Below are 22,223 nucleotides of genomic sequence, written 5' to 3'. Positions count from 1 at the left end.
ATGGTTCCGGTTAGACGGACTGCGTGACGGGACGGAGCCGGCCGGGAACATTCAGCCTCACGGCGGGTTCGTATGAGTGCTCTTCTACAGGGAGTGGCTTGCATGAAACCCGCGGTAACCGATCGCATTGAAACCAAGAAATACGACCACCCGACAGGCGGCTGGGGATCGCTCAAATCGCTGGTCCGCAAGGCGCGTGGCGAAGGCCTGCTATTGTCCGGGATATGGAGCACGCTGCTCAAGCAGAACAAGGCCGACGGCTATATGTGCGTGTCTTGCTCATGGGCAAAGCCAGCTCAGCCGAGGCCTTTCGAATTCTGTGAAAACGGCGCCAAGGCGACGATGTGGGACCAGACCAAGCTGCGCTGCGAACCCGCTTTCTTCGCCGAGCATTCGGTGGCGGAATTGCTCGATTGGCCGGACCACGATCTGGAGAAACAGGGCAGGCTTACGGAGCCCATGCGCTACAATGCCGCCGTCGACCGTTACGAACCGGTTTCCTGGGACGATGCATTCCGCGACATAGCTGCCGAATTGCGACGGCTCGATCCCAAATCGGTGGTATTTTACACGTCCGGCCGCGCCTCGCTCGAGGCCTCGTTCATGTATCAGCTTTTTGCGCGGATCTACGGGTCTTCGAACCTGCCCGATTCGTCCAACATGTGTCATGAATCGACCTCGGTCGGCTTGCCGGAATCGATCGGCTCGCCGGTCGGGACCGTGCAGCTCGAAGACTTTGCGAAATGCGACATGATGTTCTTCTTCGGGCACAACACCGGGGTGACGGCGCCGCGCCTGTTGCATCCGCTGCAAGAGGCACGTCAACGCAACGTGCCCGTCTTCACTTTCAATCCCTTGCCCGAGCGGGGACTGAAGCGCTTCAAGAATCCGCAAAACCCCATCGACATGCTATCGCCCGGACCGGGCACCAAAATGTCCAGCGACTTCTTCCAGGTCCGTTCGGGCGGCGACATCGCCACGATAACGGGTATCGCCAAAGCGTTGCTGGCGCTCGACGATGCCGCCCGCGAAAGCGGCAGGACGCGTGCCCTCGATACGGCTTTCATCGCCGAGCACACGCATGGCTTCGCCGAGTTCGAAGCCTTCCTGCGCAACACCCAGTGGAGCGATATCGTCGCCCGATCGGGCATTGCGCAGGCCGATCTGGAGCATGTCGCCGAGGTCTACAGCCATGCCAACGCGGTGATCGGCAATTACGGCATGGGCCTGACCCAGCATCGGCACGGCACCGAGAACGTCCAGATGCTGTGCAACCTTTTGATGATGCGCGGCAATATCGGAAAACCCGGCGCCGGTATTTCGCCGCTGCGCGGCCATTCCAATGTCCAGGGACAGCGCACCGTCGGCATATCGGAAAAACCCGAGCTCGTCCCGCTCGACAAGTTCGCCGAATTCTACGCCTTTGAACCGAAGCGTGAGAAAGGTCTCGATACGGTCGAGACCTGCGAAGGCGTCATGGACGGATCGGTCAAGGGCTTCGTCGGGCTCGGCGGCAATTTCGTGCGGGCCGTGCCGGAAACCGGCCTGGTCGAGAAAGCCTGGCGTGGGCTCGACCTGCATGTCGAGATCGCGACCAAGCTCAACCGCAGCCACCTCATCGCCGGCCGGACAACCTATCTGCTGCCTTGCCTGTCACGGCTGGAAAGAGATCATCAGGCGAGTGGCGATCAAAGGGTGTCGATAGAGGATTCCACTGCCTGTATCCATGGTTCGTTCGGATCGCGACCTCCGGCTTCGCCGCATCTGCTTTCCGAGCCCAGGATCGTCGCCGAACTTGCCAAGGCGACGGTGCCGGGCAGGAGTTCGATCCCTTGGGATGAATGGGTTGGCGACTACTCCCGCATCCGTGACGAGATCGAGCGCTGCTACCCCCAGCATTTCCGCGACTTCAACAAGCGCTTCCTGACGCCCGGCGGCTTCCATCGCGACATCAAGGCGAGCAAGCGGGTGTGGGAGACGCCGAACAAGAAGGCCAATTTCAAGCTGCCAACTGGCCTTGAAACCGATCCTGACATCGATGTCGTCGGCCGCGATGTGCTGACACTGATCACGGTCCGCTCCAACGATCAGTTCAACACGACCGTCTACGGCTACAACGACCGGCTGCGCGGCATCAGCGGCACACGCATGGTGCTGTTGATGAACGAGAAGGATATCCAGCGCCTCGGCTTGAGCGCGGGACAGGAGGTCGATCTCGAAGCCAATGCGCAGGATGGCGTGGAGCGCCGCGTGCGCGGGCTGCGCATCACGCCTTTCTCAGTGCCGGAGGGAAATTGCGCCGGTTATTATCCCGAGCTCAACCCGCTGATTCCTCTCTGGCACAGAGCCGAGAAGGCTCATGTCCCGGCCGCCAAATCGGTACCGGTGCGGATTGTTGCCTAGGCGTTCGTTGTTCGCGGCAGGCACGCACTATGCGGATGTGGCTTGGTTCAAATCATGACCTCAGCCGGCTCGCGCGAGTTCATCCACGGCATTCAGGATCGCACTCTGGCTCGCCGGCTTCTGCACGATCCTGCAAGCGCGGAACCCGGCCGGAATCTCGCGTTCGCCATACCCGGAGAGGAAAGCGAACGGCACGCCTCGCCCCCGCAATGCCTCCGCGACCGGATAACTGGTTTCATCGTTCAACTGGATATCCAATAGCGCCGCGTCGATCCCGCCTTCGCCAACGAGCCGGAGGGCCGCCGTCACCGACGAAACCGGCCCAACCACCTGATGGCCGGCCTTGCGCAGGTAAGCCGCCGCGTCGTCGGCGATCAGCCATTCATCCTCGACGATCAGCACACGCACCTTTCCGGTCACGACGAGCCCTCGCGGGTCAGAGGGAATGCAATTTCCACCTCCAAACCATTTGAGCGGAAACTTGTTTCAACTTTTCCGCCCAGCCTGTAACCGATTTCTCCACGCAGAAGGGTAAGGCCGAAGCCGCTGTCGGTTGGCTCCTTGATGCGGGGGCCGCCCTTCTCGCGCCAGACGAGCTTGAAGGTGCCATCCGCCACCGACCATTTGACAACTATCCGCCCGGCAGGTTTCGACAGTGCGCCATATTTGGCGGCATTCGTCGCCAGCTCATGAATTGCCATGCCGAAGGAGAGCCCTTGCACAGGCTTGAGGCTTACCCGCTTGCCATCGAGCTCGAACCGTTCGGCCCCAAAGGGATCGAGTTCATGGCGCAGCAGTTCCTCGACGGAGGCTTCCGTCCAGCTTTCTCGCGAGAGCAGACTGTAGGCTCGTGACATCGCCTGCAGCCGGCCGATCAAGGCTTCGGCGAACTCGTCTTTCGAGGCCGAGTTTTCACGCGTCCGGTTGGTGATGCTGGCGACGACCGCCAGCATGTTCTTGACACGATGGTTCAGCTCCGAGATGAGCACCTGCTGACGCTCTTCAGCCTGCGCCAGCGTCGTCACGTCGATCAGGGTCACGACCACGCCCTGGATGCTGCCGCCTTTGTCCCGGTAAGGGTTGATGCGAACCAAGTAGAAGCGGCCCTTGTCGTCGCGCGCAAGGTGATGGTTCAGGGTCTCTCCCGTCTCGAACACCGCCTGGATGTGCCGCTTCAACTCGGGGTAGTCGAGCTGGCTCGAAAGATCGGTCAGCGGTCGGCCGACATCGGACGGACGCAAGTTGAAGAACGACGACGCGGCGGGAGTGAAGGTCCGCACCACAAGATTGCGGTCGAGGAAGATGGTGGCGATTTCCGTGCTTTCGAACAGGTTTCTGAGATCGCTGTTGGCGCGGTCGAGTTCCTCTATCTTGCCAGTCAGCTCTGCGTTGATGGTGTTGAGCTCTTCGTTGAGCGACTGCATCTCCTCCTTCGAGGCCTCAAGCTCCTCATTGGTCGACTGCGCCTCTTCATTGACGGAGACGAGTTCCTCGTTCGAAGACTTTACTTCCTCCAGCGCGGTCTCGTATTCCTCGATGGTCGACTGCAGCCGATCGCGCGTGTCGCGCAACTCCCGTTCGAGATCGGTCGCATCTTCGGCGCCGCGGCTTTCGCGTGCCGGATCGGAGCGGATCTGGGCCTGTCCCACCGGATTGAACAGGACGAGGTAGAGGGGCTCGCCATTGCCGCGTTCCGTGTACGGCTCGACCATCAGTGTAATGAACTGAAGCTGTCCGTCGTCTTCTTCGACCGCTATGTTCTCCCGAACGACCGTGCGGCGCGTCGTGGCTGCCTCCCGCAACGCGGCGCGCAGCTCAAGTCTCAGCCCGCGGCGGGCCAGTGTCAGCAACTGCCGGCTCGGGGCGCCTTGCGGTGCTTCCAGATATTTGCCCGTCCTCGCCGAATAGTAGACGATGTCGCCATCGCCATTGACCAGAACGTGAGGCGGGGCGAACCGCTCCAGCACCTGAGCCTCGATCGCCTGGCGTAGTGAATGGCTGGCGGCATCCTTCGTCGAGCCGCCGCGTCCGACCGGAAGGGCACCCGTGGGGCCATTGCCGATCAGAACCAGCGGCCGCGGCGTGGAATGTTCCCGCGCCTGGAAAATCCGATGCTTCTTGTCGACCGTGGCAAAAAGGTCGCCGTACTGACCGACGCTTTCCGAGGTGCCGAGGAACAGATAGCCGCCCGGCCTCAGCGCGTAATGGAAGATTGGAATCACCCGGTTCTGGATCTGCGGGCCGAAATAGATCAGCAGGTTGCGGCAGGAAATCATATCCATGCGCGAGAAGGGAGGATCGCGGATAATGCTGTGCGGCGAAAAGATGCACAGTTCGCGCACCTCGTTGCCAAGCACGTAGCTCGCGCCGTCGCTGTTGAAAAAGCGTTGCCTACGCTGTGGCGAAAGCCCGTGCAGCAGCGCTTCGGGATAACGCGCCGCACGCGCCACCGCGAGCGCCGGCTCGTCGATGTCGGTCGCGAATATCTGGACGCGCGGCGGCGCGGAAAGCTTCTCCATACGTTCGCGCATCAGCATGCCGATCGAGAACACTTCCTCGCCGGTGGCGCAGCCGGGTACCCAGACACGCACCGCATCGGAGGCGTTCTTGCCTTCGAAAATCTGCGGTAGGATCTTGTCCTCCAGCAATTTGAACGCTTCGGCGTCGCGGAAAAAGCTGGTGACGTTGACGAGCAGGTCGCGAAACAGCTTCGCCACCTCGTCGGGATCCCTCTTCAGCCGCTCTATGTAGGTGGTGACCGACTGCAGTTGCGTGATCTGCATGCGCCGCTTTACGCGACGCAGGAACGTCTTGGTCTTGTAGCCGGAAAAGTCGTGACCGGAATGGCTGCGCAAAATGGCGTAGATTTCATCGCGGGCCCGATCCATCCCGGCCTTGTGTTCGTCGTCCGCCTCGGTCAGTCCGTGCAGCACATCGAAGCCGCGAGCAAACGCCTGAAGCTTTGCACCGATCTGCTCGGCGGGCGCCGCTATGTCGATCAGGCCGCTCGAAATCGCGCTCTGCGGCATGTCCGGATTGCGTGGGGCGGAACCGTTGGACGCCTGGGCAATGGTCAGCCCGCCATGCTCCTTGATTGCCCTGGCGCCGAGCGTGCCGTCCGAATCACCACCCGACAAGATAATGCCGACGGCATACTCGCCCTGGTCCTCGGCCAATGCGCTGAAGAAGATGTCGATCGGCTTGCGCTCGCGGTTGAGCGTGTTCGGCCTGCGCAGCGAAAGCGCGCCCTTGCGGATGGTGAGGACGACGTTTTGCGGCATCACATAGACCTGGTCGGGTTGGACCGCTGCGCCCTCCTCGGCCACGACGACCGGCATTTCGGTATAACGTCGGATGACCTCGTGCAGCAGGCTTTCCCGCTCCGGGCTGAGATGGGTGACGACGACGAACGCCATGCCGGTGCCGCCGGTCAGTCCTTTGAACAGGCCCTCCATCGCGGGAATGCCGCCGGCCGATGCGCCGACACCGACAATGGGAAATCTTCCATTCTGGGATGCCACGCCACGCCCCTGACAACCGCCGCGAACACAAAGCCGCCAAATCGGGCCTTAGACTAAGACCGCGCCGAGCCTCCGGCCAGCGAATAGTCTACCAACGGAACAAAGCACCGTCGGTGGGCATTAACATTTGACTTTGGAGGCGGTTCCAATGGAAAAACGACCACCTGAAATAAAGCCGGCCAAGCGCATCCTGTTGCCCTCGCCGGACCTGACCAAGTTCCCGGTGTCTGAGAACATTCCGCCTCGCCTGCTCGCGCTCGCGGAACGGTTGCAAGAGGTTCTGGCTCGTCACTTTGAACAAGTCTGCGCCGACAGCCGTAAAACCCGCAGGAAGAAGGATCAATGAGGTGCGCGACCTGCAAGGCTTGCATATCCTGATCGTCGAGGACGAATGGATGCTGGCGGGCGATCTTGCACGTTATTTCAGCAAGATGGGCGCCGTCGTACTTGGCCCCGTGGCGACGGTCGAACAGGCGTCGAAACACACGGAGGAGGCGGAAGCTGCGATCCTGGACGTCAATCTCAACGGAAGACGGGTATTCCCGATAGCGGACGAACTGATGCGCCGTGGCGTGCCGTTCGTGTTTTTCAGCGGCGATGAAGACATCGTTATTCCTGAGCGCCTTCGATATGCCAGCAGTCTCAGAAAGTCCTCGGACGGCCAGGCTGTTTTCGACGCTCTTTTTCCGGCCGAGACGTCGGCATCGAAAGGAGGCCGAGCGTCCGAGCCCTCAGACGACGTATTTTCGCTTCTGCCTAAGCTCCGGCTCGCGGCACGTCTGCTGCTGGGAGACATGGATGCTTCCGACCGGCTGGTCGAGCGAACGCTCGAGCAGGCCATCGGCGAAATCGACAACAGACGATCTGGTTCCTCGACAGAGGATTGGCTCAACGGCATCATGCGAAACATCGTCAAGGCACGTGGAGCAAACCTGCTGCACTAACCACGGCCGCCGCCGGCAACTGGACGATGTTAGCTTTTCCGGCTGCGCTCGACGAATTTGTTGAAGCGGCTGGTCTTTCCGCCGCTGGTCTCATCCTGGTAGAGGAAGGCCAGTTCGTTCTCATCGAAGATCCTGAAGAACTCGTCCCATTCAACGGGCTCAAACGTCTCTTCAGGCTCGCCGAAGTCGATGCGCAATATGCCGCCCTCGCCCTTGGTGCGCACCACCGCCGGCCGCCCGTCGCGGTCCTCGGCCCAGCGGCGGATTTCGTCGTGATCGGTGGTCGTCTTCGATTCAGACATCGCAATCTCCCTTCGATTCCACCGCGAGATCCCCCGCGTTGCACAACCAGCAGATGCATCGCTGCCCGGCATGTGCGCGCGGTTGGTCGAACATGGCTCCTAACACCAAGCAGCCTTCGATGTTCCCACGCCTGGTTGAAACCTACCCCGGCGAGCCTCCTGAACTTTGTTGAAGCAAGGGAACAAACCTTTCGCCCGGAAGTTTGGGGCGGCAAAGCCATTCGTATAAGGAGCTGTCGTGAAACGTATACTGGTCACGGGAGGCTGCGGTTTCATCGGCCGCCACGTCGCCCAGGAACTCGTTGAACATGGCTATGGGGTTTCAATTCTCGATGCGCTGCTGGATCAGGTGCATGGCGGCGAGGCAATCAGCCTGCCGCCAGGTGCCAAGCTGATCAAAGGCGACGTTCGCGATCGCGACGCCATCGCCGAAGCCGTCGAAGATGTCGACTCGATCATTCACCTGGCGGCTGAAGTGGGCGTCGGCCAGTCCATGTACGAGATCGCCCGTTATGTCGGCGCCAACGACCTCGGCACTGCCACGTTGCTGGAGGCGCTGATCAAACGCCCGATCGAACGGATCGTCGTTGCGTCATCGATGAGTGTCTATGGCGAGGGTCTCTATGCCACGCCGGACGGCCGGCGCATCGACAATGCAAAACGGCAGCCGGACGACATCCGCAGCGGCCAATGGAATCCCCTGTCGCCGGAAGGTGAAGTCCTGTCGCCGTTGCCCACCGACGAGCAAAAACCGGTCGACCTCGCCTCGATCTACGCGCTGACAAAATATGCCCAGGAACGTGCCGTGCTGATCTTCGGCGAAGCCTATGGCGTCGACGCGGTGGCGCTGCGCCTGTTCAATGTCTTCGGCGCAGGACAAGCGCTCTCGAACCCATATACCGGCGTGTTGGCGAACTTCGCCTCCCGCATCGCCAATGGCCAGCGGCCGCTGATTTTCGAAGACGGCGAACAGCAGCGCGATTTCGTTCATGTACGCGATGTTGCCCTCGCCTTCCGGCTGGCGCTGGAACAGCCCAAGGCGTGCGGCCACGTCATCAACATCGGCAGCGGGCGCGCCTACGCGGTCAGCGAGGTCGCCCGGCTGCTTGCCGAGGCGATGGGCGTGCCCGGCCGCCAGCCGGAAATCCTCGGCAAGGCACGCTCCGGTGATATCCGCAACTGCTTTGCCGATATCTCGAAGGCGCGCGAACTGCTCGGCTTCCAGCCGCAGTACCGGCTGGAGCATTCGCTCGGCGATTTCGTCGCATGGGTGCGTAACACGGTCGCCATCGATCGCAGCGCCGAGATGAAGCGGGAACTCGAAGTGCGAGGGCTGGTGTCATGAGACCGGATTCACGCAATTTTCGCGAAGCGCCCATCGCCATTATCGGCGGCAGCGGCTTTATCGGCTCGAACCTCGCCGACAGCCTGTTGTCGGACGGCGAGCCGGTGCTGGTCATCGACAATCTGAGCCGTCCCGGCGTCGAGCAGAACCTCGAATGGCTGACGCAAAAGCACGGCAACCGCCTCGCCGTCGAAATCGCCGATATCCGTGACGCAAAGGCGCTCACGCCGCTGGTCGCAGGTTCGAAGGCAGTTTTCCACCTTGCCGCGCAGACCGCCGTCACCACCAGCCTGGTTCGGCCGGACGAGGATTTCGACATCAACCTGCGCGGCACGTTCAACGTCCTGGAAGCCGCTCGCCGCAGCGGCAAGCGCATCCCCGTCGTTTTCGCCAGCACCAACAAGGTCTATGGCCGCCTCGCCGATCTCGCCATGCGCGAAGAGGACGGCAAATACGCGCCCTGCGATGCGGGCATCCGTGCGCACGGCGTCGACGAGACGCGCGGCCTCGATTTTTGCACGCCCTATGGCTGCTCCAAGGGCGCTGCCGACCAGTATGTCCTCGATTACGCCAAGTCATACGATCTGCCGACGGCGGTGCTGCGCATGAGCTGCATTTATGGACCGCGCCAGTTCGGGACGGAGGATCAGGGCTGGGTCGCCCATTTCCTGCTTAGCGCGTTCTCCGACCGGCCGATCACCATCTATGGCGATGGCAAGCAGGTGCGCGACATCCTCCATGTTGCCGACGCGGTAGCGGCTTATCGCGCTGTGCTGGACCGGATCGAGGCGGTCAAGGGGCAAGCATTCAATCTCGGCGGCGGACCGGAAAACGCCGTCAGCCTGCGCGTGCTGCTGAAGGAGATTCGCGACATAACGAAACGGGACGTTCCGATCCGTTACGACCGCGAACGCACCGGTGACCAACCATTCTTCGTCGCCGACACGCGCGCGATCGAGGCGGCGCTGGGGTGGAAAGCGCATGTCTCGTGGCAAAACGGCATCCGCGACCTCGCCGACTGGCTGCAGCGTCATCGCCTCGACCCGCATCCCGAACCGGCGAGGTACGTGGCATGAAGGTCGCCCTGGTCAATCCGTCCTGGACCTACCAGGACAGCATCTATTTCGGCTGCCGCCAGCCGCATCTGCCGCTCGAACTCGGCTATTCGAAAGCGCTGCTCGAAGCTGCCGGCCACGAGGTGCTGATGCTGGACGGGCAGATCCAGAAGCTCGACAACGCCGCGCTCGCCGATCGCGCCGCCGCATTCGAGCCTGACATAACCGTCGTCAGCACCGCGCCGACCTACCTGTTCTGGCGCTGCGCACCGCCCGAGTTGCGCGTGCCGGCCGATTTCCTCAATCATCTTGCCGGGCGCGGCGGTCGCACCGTCGCCGTCGGGCCGCATGGCTCGGCGACGCCGACGCCGACTTTGCGCAAGCTTGGCGTCAACATTGTCGTGCGCGGCGAATGCGAGGAAGTGGTCGCGGAACTTGCCCGGCGCGACGACTGGACCGCGGTGCCGTCCACCGCCCATTTCGAGGATGGAGAACTGGTCTCGAACGGCGGCGTGCATGCGAGCTCGTTCATCGATCACCCGCCGCTCGAATGGCCATCGGACTGGATTGCCGCGCATTCGCACCACCATCACCGCTTCGACGACAACCAGGTCGGTTTTGGCGCGGAGGTCGAGGCGTCGCGCGGCTGCCCGTATAATTGCAGTTTCTGCGCCAAGATCGATTTCCGCGATGCCTATCGCCGCCGGAACCACGAAGCAGTGATCGCCGAGATCGACCGGCTGATCGCACAGGGTGTCGGCTACATCTACTTCATCGACGAGATCTTCCTGCCGCAAAAGGCATTGCTGGAGGCGCTGGTCGATCGCGATGTGAAGTTCGGCGTGCAGACCCGTATCGACCTCTGGAAGCCGGAATTGCTGAAGCTGCTCGGTGCCGCCGGCTGCGTCTCGATCGAGGCGGGCCTCGAAAGCCTGACTGTGGAAGGCCGCGCCATGCTGGCGAAACGCTGCCGGCTGGGCACCGAGGAGCTGGCCGCGCTGCTGGTCGACGCAAGGCGCCACGTGCCGTTCGTGCAGGCCAATCTGATCGGCGTGGTCGAGGACGATCCCGCGCTCGTCGATTATTGGCGAAAGCACCTGATCGACAACGGCGTTTGGGCCAACGAACCGGTGCCGCTCTATCCTTATCCGAGTTCGCCGAGCTACCGCGAACTTTGGGGCGAGCCCGACGACCTCGCCTGGGAGCGCGCGCATGAACATTACCTCGCATCCTTCCGAACGTTCAGCGACATCCAGGAGAAGCGGCCGCGTCCGCTGGCCGAATTGGAGGCCACATGTTGCGGACACTGAGCCCGCCGCGTCGCATACTGATGACCGTCGATGCCGTCGGTGGCGTCTGGCGCTATACGCTCGATCTGGCCGGGCAACTGGTCGCCGGCGGCGACAGCGTCGTGCTTGCCGGGCTTGGTCCGGAACCGTCCAGGCAGCAGGCCGAGGAGGCCCAGTCTTTCGCGGCGCTGACATGGCTCAACACGCCGCCGGACTGGATGACCCGCAGCGAGCACGTTCTCGACACATTGCAGCAGGAGCTGCGCCCACTCATACGTGACTACGCTGTCGACGTCGTCCATCTCAATGCGCCGACGCAGGCGGCGGCGCTCGACGTGCCCTGCCCCATCGTTGCGGTATCGCATTCCTGCGTCGTGACATGGTTCCACGCCGTCAAGGGACAGGCGGCGGACGGCGAGTGGGCCTGGCAAAAGGACCGTAACCGGCGCGGTTTCGACAAAGCAGGCATGGTCGTTGCACCGAGCCGCAGCCATGCCGACATGCTCGAAACCTGCTACGGGCCGATCGCGCGGCTGAGCGTCGTCGGCAACGGCGCACGGCCGGGCGCGAAGGGCGAAAGGCGGGAATCGGTGGTTTTCGCCGCCGCGCGCTGGTGGGATGAAGGAAAGAACGCGGCGGTGCTTGACCAGGCCGCCTCCCTAACGCAATGGCCGGTCTTCGTCGCCGGTTCGCGGCAAGGGCCGGACGGCCAGCATGTTGGCTTCAGCCACGCCGTTCCCGTCGGGCCGTTACCACACGAGGAAGTGCGCTCGCTGATGGCGCGGGCCGGCATTTTCGTATCGCCGTCGCTCTACGAACCGTTCGGCCTGGCCACGCTGGAAGCCGCAATGTCGGCGACGCCTTTGGTGCTTGCCGATATCTCGACCTACCGCGAATTGTGGGACGGGGCGGCCATGTTCTACGACGCGCGCGATCCGGGCGATCTCGCCAGATGCATCAATGGTCTTTGCAGCGACACGCAGCGCCGGCGAGAACTCGGTGAGGCAGCCGCCCGCCGAAGCCGCAGATTTTCATTGGCAAGACAGGCGACCGCCATGCGCGGCGTCTACGACAAGGCGGCCCTGGCCACCATGGCGGATAGTTGATTATGCGGTTTTTATTCTACACCCATTCGATCGTTTCCGACTGGAACCACGGCAACGCACATTTCCTGCGCGGCATCATGCGCGAGCTGGTCGCGCGTGGGCACCAGGCGATTGCGCTGGAGCCCGCCGACGGCTGGAGCCGGTCGAACCTGCTGGCCGAGAAAGGGTCCTTCGCGATCGAGCGATTCCGGAAAGATTTTCCGGAGTTGATGACGGTCACCTATGACGCCGCCTTCGACCACGAAGCCTGGATCTCCGATGCCGATGTGGTGATCGTGCACGAGTGGACCGCGCCGGACCTTGTCGCGCGGCTGGGCAGGGCGAAAGCAATTGGCGGCCGTTTCACGCTGCTGTTTCACGACACGCACCATCGCGCCATCTCGGCCACGCAAGCGATTTCCGCCTTGCAGCTTGAACATTACGATGGCGTGCTCGCCTTCGGCGAAGCGCTGCGGGAAAGCTATCTTCGCGCCGGATGGGGCAAGCGGGTCTTCACCTGGCACGAGGCAGCCGATGACCACCTGTTCCAGCCGCATCCTGAAATCGAGCGTAGCGCCGACCTGATCTGGATCGGCAATTGGGGCGACGACGAGCGCAGCACCGAAATCAGGGAGTTCCTGGTCGACCCGGTGCATGAACTTGGCCTGAGCGGCACTGTCCACGGCGTCCGCTATCCACGCGAGGCGCTCGCCGACCTCGCCACCGCCGGCCTGCGCTACGAAGGCTGGATCGCCAATGCCGACGTGCCGAAGGCATTCGCGGCGAACCGCATCACGGTTCACATCCCGCGGCGTCCATATCGCGAAAGCCTGCCCGGCATCCCGACCATCCGCATGTTCGAGGCGCTCGCCTGCGGCATCCCACTCGTTTCGGCGCCGTGGTCCGATGTCGAACGTCTGTTCAGGCCGGGCACCGATTTCCTGTTTGCAAACACCGGCTTCGAGATGCGGCATCATCTTCGCGCCGTGCTGCGTGACGCGGATCTCGCCGCTTCTCTGGCGACATCGGGCCTCGAGACTATTCGCTCACGGCACACGTGCCGGCATCGGGCGGATGAATTGTTCGGCGTGCTCGCCGAATGCGGGCACCGCCAAGCCGCCGATACGATCCTTGCAAAGGAGGCCGCCGAATGAAGATCGCATTTTACGGGTCGAGCCTGCTGTCGTCCTATTGGAATGGCGCGGCGACTTATTACCGCGGACTGCTCAAGGCTCTGGCCAGGCTCGGCTACGACATCATCTTCTATGAGCCGGACGTCTACGATCGCCAGAAGAACCGCGACATCGAGGCGCCGGACTGGTGTGCCGTCGTCGTCTACGAGGCCACCCCGAATGCGCTCATGCAGGTGGCGGCGCGGGCGGCCGACGCGGACATCGTCGTCAAGGCGAGTGGCGTCGGTTTCGCCGACGACGCGCTGCTGCGGGCGGTGCTCGATCACGCCCGTGCCGATGCGCTGACCGTGTTCTGGGATGTCGATGCGCCGGCGACACTTGGCCAGTTACGCGACGAGCCCGACCACCCGCTGCATCGCGCGCTGCAGGAAATCGACCTGGTGCTGACCTATGGCGGCGGCGATCCCGTGGTCTGGGCCTATCGGGCCATGGGGGCCGCCGAATGTGTGCCGATCTACAATGCGCTCGATCCGGAAACGCATCATCCTGTCGGCAAGGATATGCGCTTTGCCTGCGATCTCGCCTTTCTCGGTAACCGGCTGCCGGACCGCGAGGCGCGCGTCGAGGCCTTCTTCCTCGACCCGGCCAGCCGCCTGGCCGATCAGCGCTTCCTGCTCGGCGGATCGGGCTGGGGCGACAAGCAGATGCCCGCCAATGTCCGATGGCTCGGCCATGTCGGCACGCGTGACCACAATGCACTGAACGTCACGGCCAAGGCGGTGCTGAACATCAGCCGCGACAGCATGGCGGCCAACGGCTTTTCGCCTGCGACGCGCGTTTTCGAGGCCGCGGGCGCCGGCGCATGCCTCATCACCGACGCCTGGCTCGGTGTCGACCTGTTCCTGAAACCCGGTGAGGAAATCCTGGTCGCGCGCGATGGCGACGATGTCGCCGAGATCATGCAAAGCCTTAGCGCCGAACGGGCCAAGGCGATCGGGGCATCTGCGCTTCGGCGGGTGCTTGGCGAACATACTTATACGACACGGGCCGTTTTGGCCGACGCCATTTTCAGGCGCCATTTCGAGCGTCCGACCGTGGAGGCGGCGGAATGACAAAGCCACTCGACATCGTCTTTCTTGGCCTGTCACTCTCGTCGTCCTGGGGAAACGGCCACGCCACCACCTTTCGGGGGCTGCTTAAAGGTCTCCGCGAACTCGGCCACCGCGTCACCTTTCTCGAACGCGACGTGCCGTGGTACGCAAGTCACCGGGATCTGCGCGATCCCGATTTCTGCGCCTTGCGCTACTATGAAACGACCGATGATCTTCGCCGCAATTTCGCGCGCTGCCTGCGCGAGGCCGATATCGTAGTCGTCGGGTCCTTCGTTCCTGAAGGCCCTGAAATCATCGACGTCGTGGCGTCGCTGTGCACGGGTCAGTTCTGCTTCTACGATATCGACACGCCGGTTACGCTGGCGAAACTTTCAACCGATGATTGCGAGTACATTGCCAGGCGGCAGGTCCCGTATTTCGACGTCTACTTCTCGTTCACCGGCGGACCGACGCTTGCCCGTCTGACGGCGGAATTCGGCGCGAGGCGGGCCGAGCCGCTCTACTGTTCCGTCGACCCGGAACGGCACCACGGAACCGGTGATCCAATCCGCTGGGATCTCGGCTATCTCGGCACTTACAGCCCCGACCGCCAGGCGACGCTGGAGGCGCTGTTGTTCGAACCGGCGCGTCGCATGCCGGAGCGCCGCTTCGTCGTGGCCGGCTCGCAATATCCGCGTGAAATTGCCTGGCCGGACAATGTCGATCGCATCGAACACCTGCCACCGGCAGATCACGCGGCCTTTTACAGCCGCCAACGTTACACGTTGAACGTCACGCGCAGTTCCATGATCGCGGCCGGATGGTCGCCCAGCGTGCGACTCTTCGAGGCAGCCGCCTGCGGCACGGCGATCATCAGCGATAGCTGGGCCGGACTGGACAGCCTGTTTCCAGAGCGGACGATCCACACGGCGCGCAGGACCGAGGACGTGATCGGCATCCTGTCTGGGGAATCCGACGGCGCCCGGCTTGCCATGGCCAGGCAAGCGCGCGTGCTCATCCTGGCAGCCCACACCAGCACCGCGAGAGCCCGCGAATTCGTTTCGCTGCTGGCGCGGGCCAAATCGCCACGTTCTGCTCTCGATCTGGATGTCGAGAGTGCAGCATGACCCGCAGACGGGAGAAAATAGAGATGCAGCTATCAAGAAAGGCGCAACGGACCAGGACCGTGCTTGTCGCCGGCGGCGCTGGCTTCCTCGGTTCGCATCTTTGCGAGACATTGCTCCAGGCCGGCTGGCGCGTGATCTGCGTCGACAATTTCCTGACCGGCCGTATGGAGAACATAGCATCGATCGCCGATCGTCCGGATTTTCGGCTGATCAAGCAGGACATTTGCCGGCCGTTGGAGCTTGGCGAACGGGTGGACCGCATCTTCAACATGGCGTGCGCGGCCTCGCCGCCACGCTATCAGGCCGACCCGGTCCACACGACGCGGACTTGCGTCATCGGGACGCTCAATCTGCTGGAGCTCGCCGCCCGCAATGGTGCCCGCTTCCTGCAGGCGTCCACCAGCGAAGTGTATGGCGATCCAGAACAGCATCCGCAAAGGGAGGACTATGTCGGCCATGTGAACTGCATCGGCCCCCGCGCCTGCTATGACGAAGGCAAGCGCACCGCCGAAACATTGTGCTTCGATTATTTGAGAATGGGAAAAGCCGATATCCGCGTCGCGCGCATCTTCAACACCTATGGTCCCAGGATGGACCCTGCGGACGGACGGATTGTTTCCAATTTGATCGTGCAGGCACTCGAGAGACGGCCGCTGACGATATTCGGCGACGGGCTGCAGACCAGGTCGTTCTGCTACGTTTCCGATCTGGTCGACGGCTTGATCCGGTTGATGGAGGTCAATCCCAGCCCGCGCCAGCCGGTCAATCTCGGCAATCCGGGGGAGTTCACCATCCTGCAATTGGCGGGCCTGGTGAGGCGCATGACCAGAACCGGATCGGCCTTGAAATTCCTGCCGCTGCCGCAAGACGATCCTCGTCGTCGGCAACCCGACATTTCCCGTGCAAAGAAGCTTCTCGGCTGGTCGCCAAAAGTGCCGCTCAGGCAAGGTTTGATGCATACAGTCAGCTATTTTACCGAGCTTGAGACGACGCAGACGGTCGACAGAACACGGCGAATTGCCACCAGCGTGCATTCTGCATCAGGCCGGCTGCAAAATCTGCCGGCCTGACGGCAGTATTTGCCACGTTCCCCTCGGAGATCACGGTCGTTTCGCGCCGATCGTCGGTCACTTTTTCTCGTCGCGGGAACAACCCGTCCAGCTTCCGGTTCGGCCAGGGTACCGGCACGGAGACGATTTGTGCATCCGAAGCGATCCGCCAAAGACATTGAGCAAATGGCCGCAAGAGAGACGGCTGCCTTCCTGCGGCGCGCCTCCATCACCTATCTGGAATGTTGCGTGAGCCTGATGCTGACGCATCTTCAGCGGGAAGAGGTAGCCGCCATCCTCGAAAAGGAAGCGGATATGCTTCGCCGGCTGGACTGATCCTGCTCGAAGGGCCGCAGGTGCCCTTGGGTATCCAGGAACCGAAGCAACATCGCCGTATAACGTCTTGCCGCGGCCGCCAGCCGGATCTGTTCCCGATCATCGCCAGATCGTAAAGCCATGCTCCACAAGCCAAGCTGGAAGGCGAGATAGCAGGGCTCGTAGTAGTGGACCAGATTGGCATCGACGGGACGGGAAGCTCTCGCTTCCACAGCCTTGCAAAGCGCCGCAGTCGCCGCGTCCGAGAGGCTATATTCGACGCGGGCGCCGGCAATGTCCCAGGCGATGTCCTGACAGCCGACCAGATCGTGCGACCGGCAATGGTCGAGGGCGTCCGTCTTGATCAGCGTTCCGCCGCGCGAAAGGATGAACTCCCACGGATGAAGGCGCCCGTCGATCTCGACCCGCTGCATATTCTTGGGTGGAGCCTGTGTCGAAAACCAGTTCTGCAGTTCCGCCGCGCGGCTTTCGCCCAGCGCCTCACTTGTATTCCGCACGGCCATGTCGGCAAGCGCCTCCAGCGAGGCGCCCGGCTCAGAGGCGGGCAGATTGGCTGCGCGCCAGGCCAGATAGCGCGCGAGATGAGCGACCACTCTTTCTTTCGAAAGCCTTGCCCGGCCCAGCGTTGTACCGTCGATCCAGCGTTCGACGAGAAAGCCATGGCACAGCCCGGCGACTTCCGGACCAAAGCCTGCATCGTGCAGCGTCCTGGCGGTCTCGGCCTTGTGCATTCCGATTTCGCCGAGGCCAACGAACTTGACCGACCATTTTTCCCGGCCCGCAGAAGCGAGGAACTTTCGCCGCTCGAAGCCGCGGTGAACGGGTGGCCAATGATCCTCCGTCCTGTCTCGAAAGCGACGCCACTCTCCGCCGGATATTTCGGTCAGGCTGACCGCTGTGCTGCCGATCGTCCGGGCTACCCAGTCCCGCAGCGTCGGGACAGCGGATCCAGCTGGGAAAGTGCGTTCGAAATCCACGGTTTGTTTTTGGCAAACCGTCCATGCCTCGCGACTGTCCGCCGAAGCCTCGGGACCCGGGCCACCCAAATGGCTTGGGAACAGATGGATGCGCCCGGCATCGATGCCTAGCCCTTGCAGCCATGCGACCACGGCGTGGAACGAACTGCCGGACAGGCCCGGGCCTTCGTCGACGATGGCAAAGCGGGCCGACGGTTTCGTCATCCAGCCACCGATCAACTCCGGATCGGCGGCAAGCCGCCTGCGAAACGGGTGGCCGGTCGGACGGACGCTGACGGGTGCTGGTGCGCCGATGGCTGCAGCCACCATCGCTGCAAGCCCCAGGCCGATGCTGCGGATGCCGATTACGCATGTGTTCGCATCGAGACCCGACTGCCGCGCGGCGACGAAATAGCTCTCCGGATAAAGCGCGTAATGGGCGTAGCCCTCAGCCGAGCCGGTCAGGATGTCGCCATCGCATTCGAGTTCGGCCAACATTCGCGGCACGTCTGCCTCGACCGGGCCATCGATCGTGAACCCGGCCTCCCACGATCTACCCACGTGCCGGGCCAAGCCGACCAGGAGATTTGCGCCCGCGATCCGCTGTGGGGAATTCCGGTCCGTGCCGTTGGCCTCGAATTCAGCATCGGCAAGGCCCTGGACCAGTTCCGAGGCCCTGATGAACAGGCCGACCAGGGCTGCGTGGCGCTCGATCCCACTTGGCATGTCCGCAATGTGCTCGGCCGCTTTGCACGCTGAGCCGCGAACAAGTTGCGCGCTCTGCATTTGCTTGTGGTCGCCATAGACGATCATTGTCCCGTCCTGGTTGGCCTCACCCCTCGCTGCACAACTCGGCGGGCGCTACTTTGATCCACTATCGGTTGCACGATTTTTGCAGCCGGCAAGGAACAATCCGGGAGGAAGGCGGTTTGGCACGAAGAACTTACCTTCAACAGCATAGGCAGCGGTTTCGTGGGATCGAAGAAAGTTCGAATCGGTATAGTCGGCGTCGGCAACTGCGCTTCCTCCCTTGTTCAGGGCATTACCTATTACCGCGACGCAAGGAGCAATGAGCCCATACCCGGGCTGATGCACGCCGATCTTGGCGGCTACCATGTCAAGGACATTGAAGTGGTCTGCGCATTCGACGTCGCCAAGGGCAAGGTCGGACGCGATGTGGCAGACGCGATCTACAGCGCGCCGAACAATACTTTCCGCTTTGCCAATGTGGCGCCTACCGGCGCTCGCGTCGAACGCGGACCGACGCTGGACGGCATCGGCAAATATCTGCGCGACGAGATCGAGGAGGCCGACGAGCCGGTCGCCAATGTCGGCAAGATCCTCGCCGACAGCGGCGCCGAAATCCTGGTGTCCTATCTGCCAGTCGGCTCGGAGGAGGCAACGCGCTTTTATGCCGAGTGCGCGCTCGATGCGGGCTGCGCCTTCGTCAACTGCATACCAGTCTTCATCGCCTCGCGGCCGGAGTGGCGCCGCCGCTTCGAGCAACACGGCCTGCCGCTGATCGGCGACGACATCAAGAGCCAGGTCGGTGCGACGATCGTACATCGTCTGCTTGCCAACCTGTTTCGTGAGCGCGGCGTGCGTATCGATCGCACCTACCAGCTCAATTTCGGCGGCAACACCGATTTCCTCAACATGCTGGAGCGCGAGCGGCTGGAATCGAAGAAGATCTCAAAGACGCAATCCGTCACCAGCCAGATCGACGTTCCCTTGGCGCCCGGCAACATTCATGTCGGGCCGAGCGACCATGTGCCTTGGCTGACCGATCGCAAGTGGGCCTATATCCGGGTCGAAGGCACGACCTTCGGCGGTGTGCCGCTGAATGCCGAGCTCAAGCTGGAAGTGTGGGATTCGCCCAACTCGGCCGGGGTCGTGATCGATGCGGTGCGTTGCGCCAAGCTGGCGCTCGACCGCGGCATCGCAGGCGCGCTGACCGGTCCCTGCAGCTATTTCATGAAATCGCCGCCCGAGCAGTTCACCGACGCGGAAGCCCGCCAGCGCACGCTCTCTTTCATCGCCGGTAAGGACGAGCCGATGCTCGATGCCGCGGAATGACGACGACGTTCTTTCTGGTCCGCCACGCCGCGCATGACAATGTCGGCTGTTATCTTGCCGGACGGATGGCGGGCGTTTGCCTCGGCGAAGCCGGCAGGGCACAGGCCTCGCATCTGGCTGACCGTATGGCACGCGAGGCGATAGCGGCAATCTTTTGTAGCCCGCGCGAACGCACGCAGGAGACGGCCAATCCGATTGCACTCGCCTGCAATGCCGGTGAAATCGTGATCCGCGAGGAACTCGATGAGATCGACTTCGGCACCTGGTCGGGAAAGACCTTCGAGGAACTGAACCAGGATGCCGACTGGCGGGTGTGGAACGACCAGCGCCAGCAGGCGAGAACACCGAGCGGCGAGACCATGCTGGACGTGCAGCAACGTGTCGTCTCGCTGATCGAGCAGGTCCGCGGAACATACCAGAACCAGTGCGTTGCACTGGTCAGCCATGCCGACGTCATCAAGGCCGCCGTGTGCAAAGTGCTCGGCCTGTCGCTGGGGAACTGCTTTCGTTTCGATATCGACCCAGCATCGATCACCACAGTTGTTTGGGGAGACTGGGGGTCGAAGCTGGTCAGACTCAACGAAGCTGCCTGACGAGGAATTGCCGGATGCGCATGGTCATTTTCGGTCTTACCGTGACATCGTCTTGGGGCAACGGGCACGCCACGCTGTGGCGCGGATTGATCCGGGCGATGGCCGGGCTGGGCTGGTCCATCACCTTCTTCGAACGCAACACTCCCTATTATGCCGGGACGCGCGACCTCGACCAGTTGGATGGCGGCAGCATTGTCCTTTATCCGGACTGGCAGGACATCCAGAGCGTTGCCGAGCAGGCGATGAATGAGGCCGATGTCGTCATCGTCACCTCCTATTGCCCCGATGCGGTGAGCGCATCGCGCCTTGCCCACCAGGCCTGTCGGGGGCTGAAGGTCTTCTACGACCTGGACACGCCGGTGACGCTGGCGCGAATCGAACAAGGTGAGCCTCCGGCCTATTTCGGGCCGGAAGGGCTTCGGGATTTCGACCTCGTGCTGAGCTACACGGGAGGAACCGCGATCGATGCGCTGAAGACGATGCTGGGCGCGCGCCGCGTCATGCCACTCTACGGCCATGTCGATCCAGAGCGACACCGGCCGGCCCCGCCCAAGCCGGAGTTTGCCGGCGACCTTTCCTATCTCGGGACGTATGCGGCAGACCGCCAGACCGGGGTCGAAAGGCTGCTGGTCAGTCCGGCTGCGCGCCTGCCGGATCGCCGTTTCATCATTGGCGGCGCACAATATCCGCAAGAATTCCCGTGGAGCGACAATATTTTCTTCGTCCGTCACCTGCCGCCCGCCGAACACCCCGCCTTCTTTTCATCATCACGGCTGACCCTGAACGTGACCCGCGAGGCGATGGCCGAAAGGGGCTGGTGTCCTTCCGGCCGGCTATTCGAAGCCGCCGCGTGCGGTGCTGCGATGGTGAGCGACACGTGGCCGGGACTGGAGGCCTTCTTCCGGCCCGGCGAAGAGATCGTCGTGGCCAACAGCACCGACGACGTGGTCGCCGCGCTCGACCTGCCCGACGCCGAGCTTGACGCGATCCGCCGCCGGGCGCGCGAGCGGGTGCTGGACGAACACACCTCGGCGCGGCGGGCGAAGGAATTCGACCGCATCCTGTCCGATGCACTGCACGGCTCCACGCATGGCGAGCCGTTGAAGGAGGCAGTTTGATGTTGGGCATCGTGCCCGCAGCCGGACGGGGAAGCCGCATCCAGCCGCTCGGCTTTTCGAAGGAGCTTCTGCCGGTCGGCAGCCGCATCGACGGCAATACCGAGCGGCCTTGCGCGGTCAGCGAATACCTGGTGCGCCGCATGGTGCGCGCGGGGGCCGACAAGATCTGCTTCGTCATCGGCTCGGGTAAGTCGGATATCCTCGAATATTATTCTGCCGGCTATGCCGATGCGGCGGCGATGTTTGTGGTGCAGCCCTCTCCAGTCGGCCTTTGCGACGCCATCTTCCGCGCCGCACCGCTCGTCGGAGCCGACGAGACCGTTCTGGTCGGGCTTCCCGATACAATCTGGTTTCCCGAAGACGGCTTCCTGGCTCTCCCGGACGACGGCCTGTCCTTCCTGCTGTTTCCGGTGGACCAGCCGGAATTCTTCGATGCCGTCGTTGTCGACCAGGACGACCGGGTGAAGCAAATCCAGGTCAAGCAGCAGAATGCCGCGTCGAACTGGATCTGGGGTGCGTTTAAGATGCCCGGCCACACCCTTCACCGGCTTGCCGCGCTGTGGCGGGAGCGGGACCGGTGCGACGAATATATCGGCACGCTGGTCAATGCCTATCTGGCCGCCGGGGGTGAAGCGCATGGCATCAAGGCTGGCACCGCCTATGTCGACGTCGGTACCTTCAACGGCTATCGTACGGCACTTCGGCTGCTCGAAAGCGCCGCCGGTACCAAGGACGACCAAGCCGCCATGACGCTGCCCGGCCACCAGCACGTCCCTATCCTCGCAGGCGAAGGAGGCTAG

19 protein-coding genes are annotated in these 22,223 nt (G+C 62.8%); 15 read left to right on the top strand and 4 right to left on the bottom strand.

Translation table 11 applies throughout. The features are described from left to right. Positions 1-102 precede the first annotated feature (102 nt). Positions 103-2,403, top strand: coding sequence for an FdhF/YdeP family oxidoreductase (locus tag NKH63_RS11120; RefSeq protein ID WP_352493918.1), 2,301 nt, complete (start codon positions 103-105; stop codon positions 2,401-2,403). Between the two features lie 60 nt (positions 2,404-2,463). Here the strand turns inward: NKH63_RS11120 and NKH63_RS11115 are convergent, their stop codons facing one another. Continuing rightward, positions 2,464-2,823 (bottom strand): response regulator, encoded by a 360-nt coding sequence (locus tag NKH63_RS11115; RefSeq protein WP_352493917.1) that lies wholly within the window; start codon positions 2,821-2,823, stop codon positions 2,464-2,466. After that, positions 2,820-5,924 (bottom strand): CheR family methyltransferase, encoded by a 3,105-nt coding sequence (locus NKH63_RS11110; protein WP_352917860.1) that lies wholly within the window; start codon positions 5,922-5,924, stop codon positions 2,820-2,822. Before NKH63_RS11110 ends, NKH63_RS11115 begins: the two co-directional genes overlap by 4 nt. 148 nt (positions 5,925-6,072) lie before the next feature. Here NKH63_RS11110 and NKH63_RS11105 point away from each other — a divergent pair, with 148 nt between their 5' ends. Then, positions 6,073-6,270: a hypothetical protein gene (locus tag NKH63_RS11105; protein ID WP_352917859.1), complete on the top strand. Its 198-nt coding sequence runs from the start codon at positions 6,073-6,075 to the stop codon at positions 6,268-6,270. Between the two features lie 49 nt (positions 6,271-6,319). Further along, entirely contained in the window at positions 6,320-6,868 is a 549-nt protein-coding gene (locus NKH63_RS11100) for a response regulator (protein ID WP_352547433.1), read from the top strand. Between the two features lie 29 nt (positions 6,869-6,897). Here the strand turns inward: NKH63_RS11100 and NKH63_RS11095 are convergent, their stop codons facing one another. Next, positions 6,898-7,170, bottom strand: a complete 273-nt coding sequence (locus NKH63_RS11095; RefSeq protein WP_023716631.1) for a hypothetical protein — start codon at positions 7,168-7,170, stop codon at positions 6,898-6,900. A gap of 238 nt (positions 7,171-7,408) precedes the next feature. On the opposite strand from NKH63_RS11095, the gene NKH63_RS11090 reads away from it, so the two are divergent. Genes NKH63_RS11090 through NKH63_RS11055 form a run of 8 tightly spaced genes read left to right on the top strand, consistent with a single transcriptional unit; the run spans position 7,409 to position 16,365 of the window. Beyond that, on the top strand, positions 7,409-8,515 hold the full coding sequence (locus NKH63_RS11090) for an NAD-dependent epimerase/dehydratase family protein (RefSeq protein ID WP_352909409.1): 1,107 nt from the start codon (positions 7,409-7,411) through the stop codon (positions 8,513-8,515). Then, positions 8,512-9,591 (top strand): NAD-dependent epimerase/dehydratase family protein, encoded by a 1,080-nt coding sequence (locus tag NKH63_RS11085; protein WP_352917858.1) that lies wholly within the window; start codon positions 8,512-8,514, stop codon positions 9,589-9,591. The genes NKH63_RS11090 and NKH63_RS11085 overlap by 4 nt, the downstream gene beginning before the upstream one ends. Then, positions 9,588-10,880 carry a TIGR04295 family B12-binding domain-containing radical SAM protein gene (locus NKH63_RS11080; RefSeq protein ID WP_352482803.1) on the top strand — a complete coding sequence of 431 codons (1,293 nt, stop codon included), beginning with the start codon at positions 9,588-9,590 and terminating at the stop codon, positions 10,878-10,880. Before NKH63_RS11085 ends, NKH63_RS11080 begins: the two co-directional genes overlap by 4 nt. Continuing rightward, positions 10,865-11,965 (top strand): glycosyltransferase family 4 protein, encoded by a 1,101-nt coding sequence (locus NKH63_RS11075; RefSeq protein WP_352917857.1) that lies wholly within the window; start codon positions 10,865-10,867, stop codon positions 11,963-11,965. The genes NKH63_RS11080 and NKH63_RS11075 overlap by 16 nt, the downstream gene beginning before the upstream one ends. Positions 11,966-11,967: 2 nt before the next feature. Next, positions 11,968-13,098 (top strand): CgeB family protein, encoded by a 1,131-nt coding sequence (locus NKH63_RS11070; protein ID WP_352482805.1) that lies wholly within the window; start codon positions 11,968-11,970, stop codon positions 13,096-13,098. Then, positions 13,095-14,189: a CgeB family protein gene (locus tag NKH63_RS11065; protein ID WP_352590369.1), complete on the top strand. Its 1,095-nt coding sequence runs from the start codon at positions 13,095-13,097 to the stop codon at positions 14,187-14,189. The genes NKH63_RS11070 and NKH63_RS11065 overlap by 4 nt, the downstream gene beginning before the upstream one ends. After that, positions 14,186-15,295: a CgeB family protein gene (locus NKH63_RS11060; protein ID WP_352547428.1), complete on the top strand. Its 1,110-nt coding sequence runs from the start codon at positions 14,186-14,188 to the stop codon at positions 15,293-15,295. The genes NKH63_RS11065 and NKH63_RS11060 overlap by 4 nt, the downstream gene beginning before the upstream one ends. A 23-nt stretch (positions 15,296-15,318) precedes the next feature. Next, positions 15,319-16,365, top strand: coding sequence for a UDP-glucuronic acid decarboxylase family protein (locus tag NKH63_RS11055; protein ID WP_352547427.1), 1,047 nt, complete (start codon positions 15,319-15,321; stop codon positions 16,363-16,365). Between the two features lie 251 nt (positions 16,366-16,616). Here the strand turns inward: NKH63_RS11055 and NKH63_RS11050 are convergent, their stop codons facing one another. Then, the gene (locus NKH63_RS11050) at positions 16,617-18,449 is read right to left on the bottom strand and encodes a hypothetical protein (protein ID WP_352547426.1); all 1,833 of its coding nucleotides are present in this window, start codon (positions 18,447-18,449) and stop codon (positions 16,617-16,619) included. Between the two features lie 159 nt (positions 18,450-18,608). On the opposite strand from NKH63_RS11050, the gene NKH63_RS11045 reads away from it, so the two are divergent. From NKH63_RS11045 to NKH63_RS11030, 4 genes are read left to right on the top strand one after another with little or no spacing between them, the layout of a single operon-like run. Beyond that, positions 18,609-19,712: an inositol-3-phosphate synthase gene (locus NKH63_RS11045; protein WP_352482811.1), complete on the top strand. Its 1,104-nt coding sequence runs from the start codon at positions 18,609-18,611 to the stop codon at positions 19,710-19,712. Continuing rightward, positions 19,709-20,305: a histidine phosphatase family protein gene (locus NKH63_RS11040; protein ID WP_352482812.1), complete on the top strand. Its 597-nt coding sequence runs from the start codon at positions 19,709-19,711 to the stop codon at positions 20,303-20,305. Before NKH63_RS11045 ends, NKH63_RS11040 begins: the two co-directional genes overlap by 4 nt. A 14-nt stretch (positions 20,306-20,319) precedes the next feature. Next, a complete protein-coding gene (locus tag NKH63_RS11035; RefSeq protein ID WP_352917856.1) occupies positions 20,320-21,423 on the top strand; it encodes a CgeB family protein in 1,104 nt (367 codons plus the stop codon). Beyond that, positions 21,423-22,223, top strand: a complete 801-nt coding sequence (locus NKH63_RS11030) for a nucleotidyltransferase family protein (RefSeq protein ID WP_352917855.1) — start codon at positions 21,423-21,425, stop codon at positions 22,221-22,223. The genes NKH63_RS11035 and NKH63_RS11030 overlap by 1 nt, the downstream gene beginning before the upstream one ends.

Origin of the sequence: Mesorhizobium sp. M0960, from assembly GCF_040319055.1 — a bacterium.
Lineage (GTDB): Bacteria > Pseudomonadota > Alphaproteobacteria > Rhizobiales > Rhizobiaceae > Mesorhizobium.
Note: the sequence above shows the minus strand (reverse complement) of the source record. Positions and strands in the feature narration are given on the sequence as shown.

What these genes read in the sequence shown, in the direction of transcription:
- NKH63_RS11060 (WP_352547428.1), top strand. Translation starts at nt 14,186, where the DNA reads ATGACAAAGCCACTCGACATCGTCTTTCTTGGCCTGTCACTCTCGTCG.
- NKH63_RS11095 (WP_023716631.1), bottom strand. Translation starts at nt 7,170, where the DNA reads ATGTCTGAATCGAAGACGACCACCGATCACGACGAAATCCGCCGCTGG.
- NKH63_RS11035 (WP_352917856.1), top strand. Translation starts at nt 20,320, where the DNA reads ATGCGCATGGTCATTTTCGGTCTTACCGTGACATCGTCTTGGGGCAAC.
- NKH63_RS11120 (WP_352493918.1), top strand. Translation starts at nt 103, where the DNA reads ATGAAACCCGCGGTAACCGATCGCATTGAAACCAAGAAATACGACCAC.
- NKH63_RS11040 (WP_352482812.1), top strand. Translation starts at nt 19,709, where the DNA reads ATGACGACGACGTTCTTTCTGGTCCGCCACGCCGCGCATGACAATGTC.
- NKH63_RS11065 (WP_352590369.1), top strand. Translation starts at nt 13,095, where the DNA reads ATGAAGATCGCATTTTACGGGTCGAGCCTGCTGTCGTCCTATTGGAAT.
- NKH63_RS11050 (WP_352547426.1), bottom strand. Translation starts at nt 18,449, where the DNA reads ATGATCGTCTATGGCGACCACAAGCAAATGCAGAGCGCGCAACTTGTT.
- NKH63_RS11055 (WP_352547427.1), top strand. Translation starts at nt 15,319, where the DNA reads ATGCAGCTATCAAGAAAGGCGCAACGGACCAGGACCGTGCTTGTCGCC.
- NKH63_RS11085 (WP_352917858.1), top strand. Translation starts at nt 8,512, where the DNA reads ATGAGACCGGATTCACGCAATTTTCGCGAAGCGCCCATCGCCATTATC.
- NKH63_RS11105 (WP_352917859.1), top strand. Translation starts at nt 6,073, where the DNA reads ATGGAAAAACGACCACCTGAAATAAAGCCGGCCAAGCGCATCCTGTTG.
- NKH63_RS11100 (WP_352547433.1), top strand. Translation starts at nt 6,320, where the DNA reads ATGCTGGCGGGCGATCTTGCACGTTATTTCAGCAAGATGGGCGCCGTC.
- NKH63_RS11070 (WP_352482805.1), top strand. Translation starts at nt 11,968, where the DNA reads ATGCGGTTTTTATTCTACACCCATTCGATCGTTTCCGACTGGAACCAC.
- NKH63_RS11030 (WP_352917855.1), top strand. Translation starts at nt 21,423, where the DNA reads ATGTTGGGCATCGTGCCCGCAGCCGGACGGGGAAGCCGCATCCAGCCG.
- NKH63_RS11075 (WP_352917857.1), top strand. Translation starts at nt 10,865, where the DNA reads ATGTTGCGGACACTGAGCCCGCCGCGTCGCATACTGATGACCGTCGAT.
- NKH63_RS11080 (WP_352482803.1), top strand. Translation starts at nt 9,588, where the DNA reads ATGAAGGTCGCCCTGGTCAATCCGTCCTGGACCTACCAGGACAGCATC.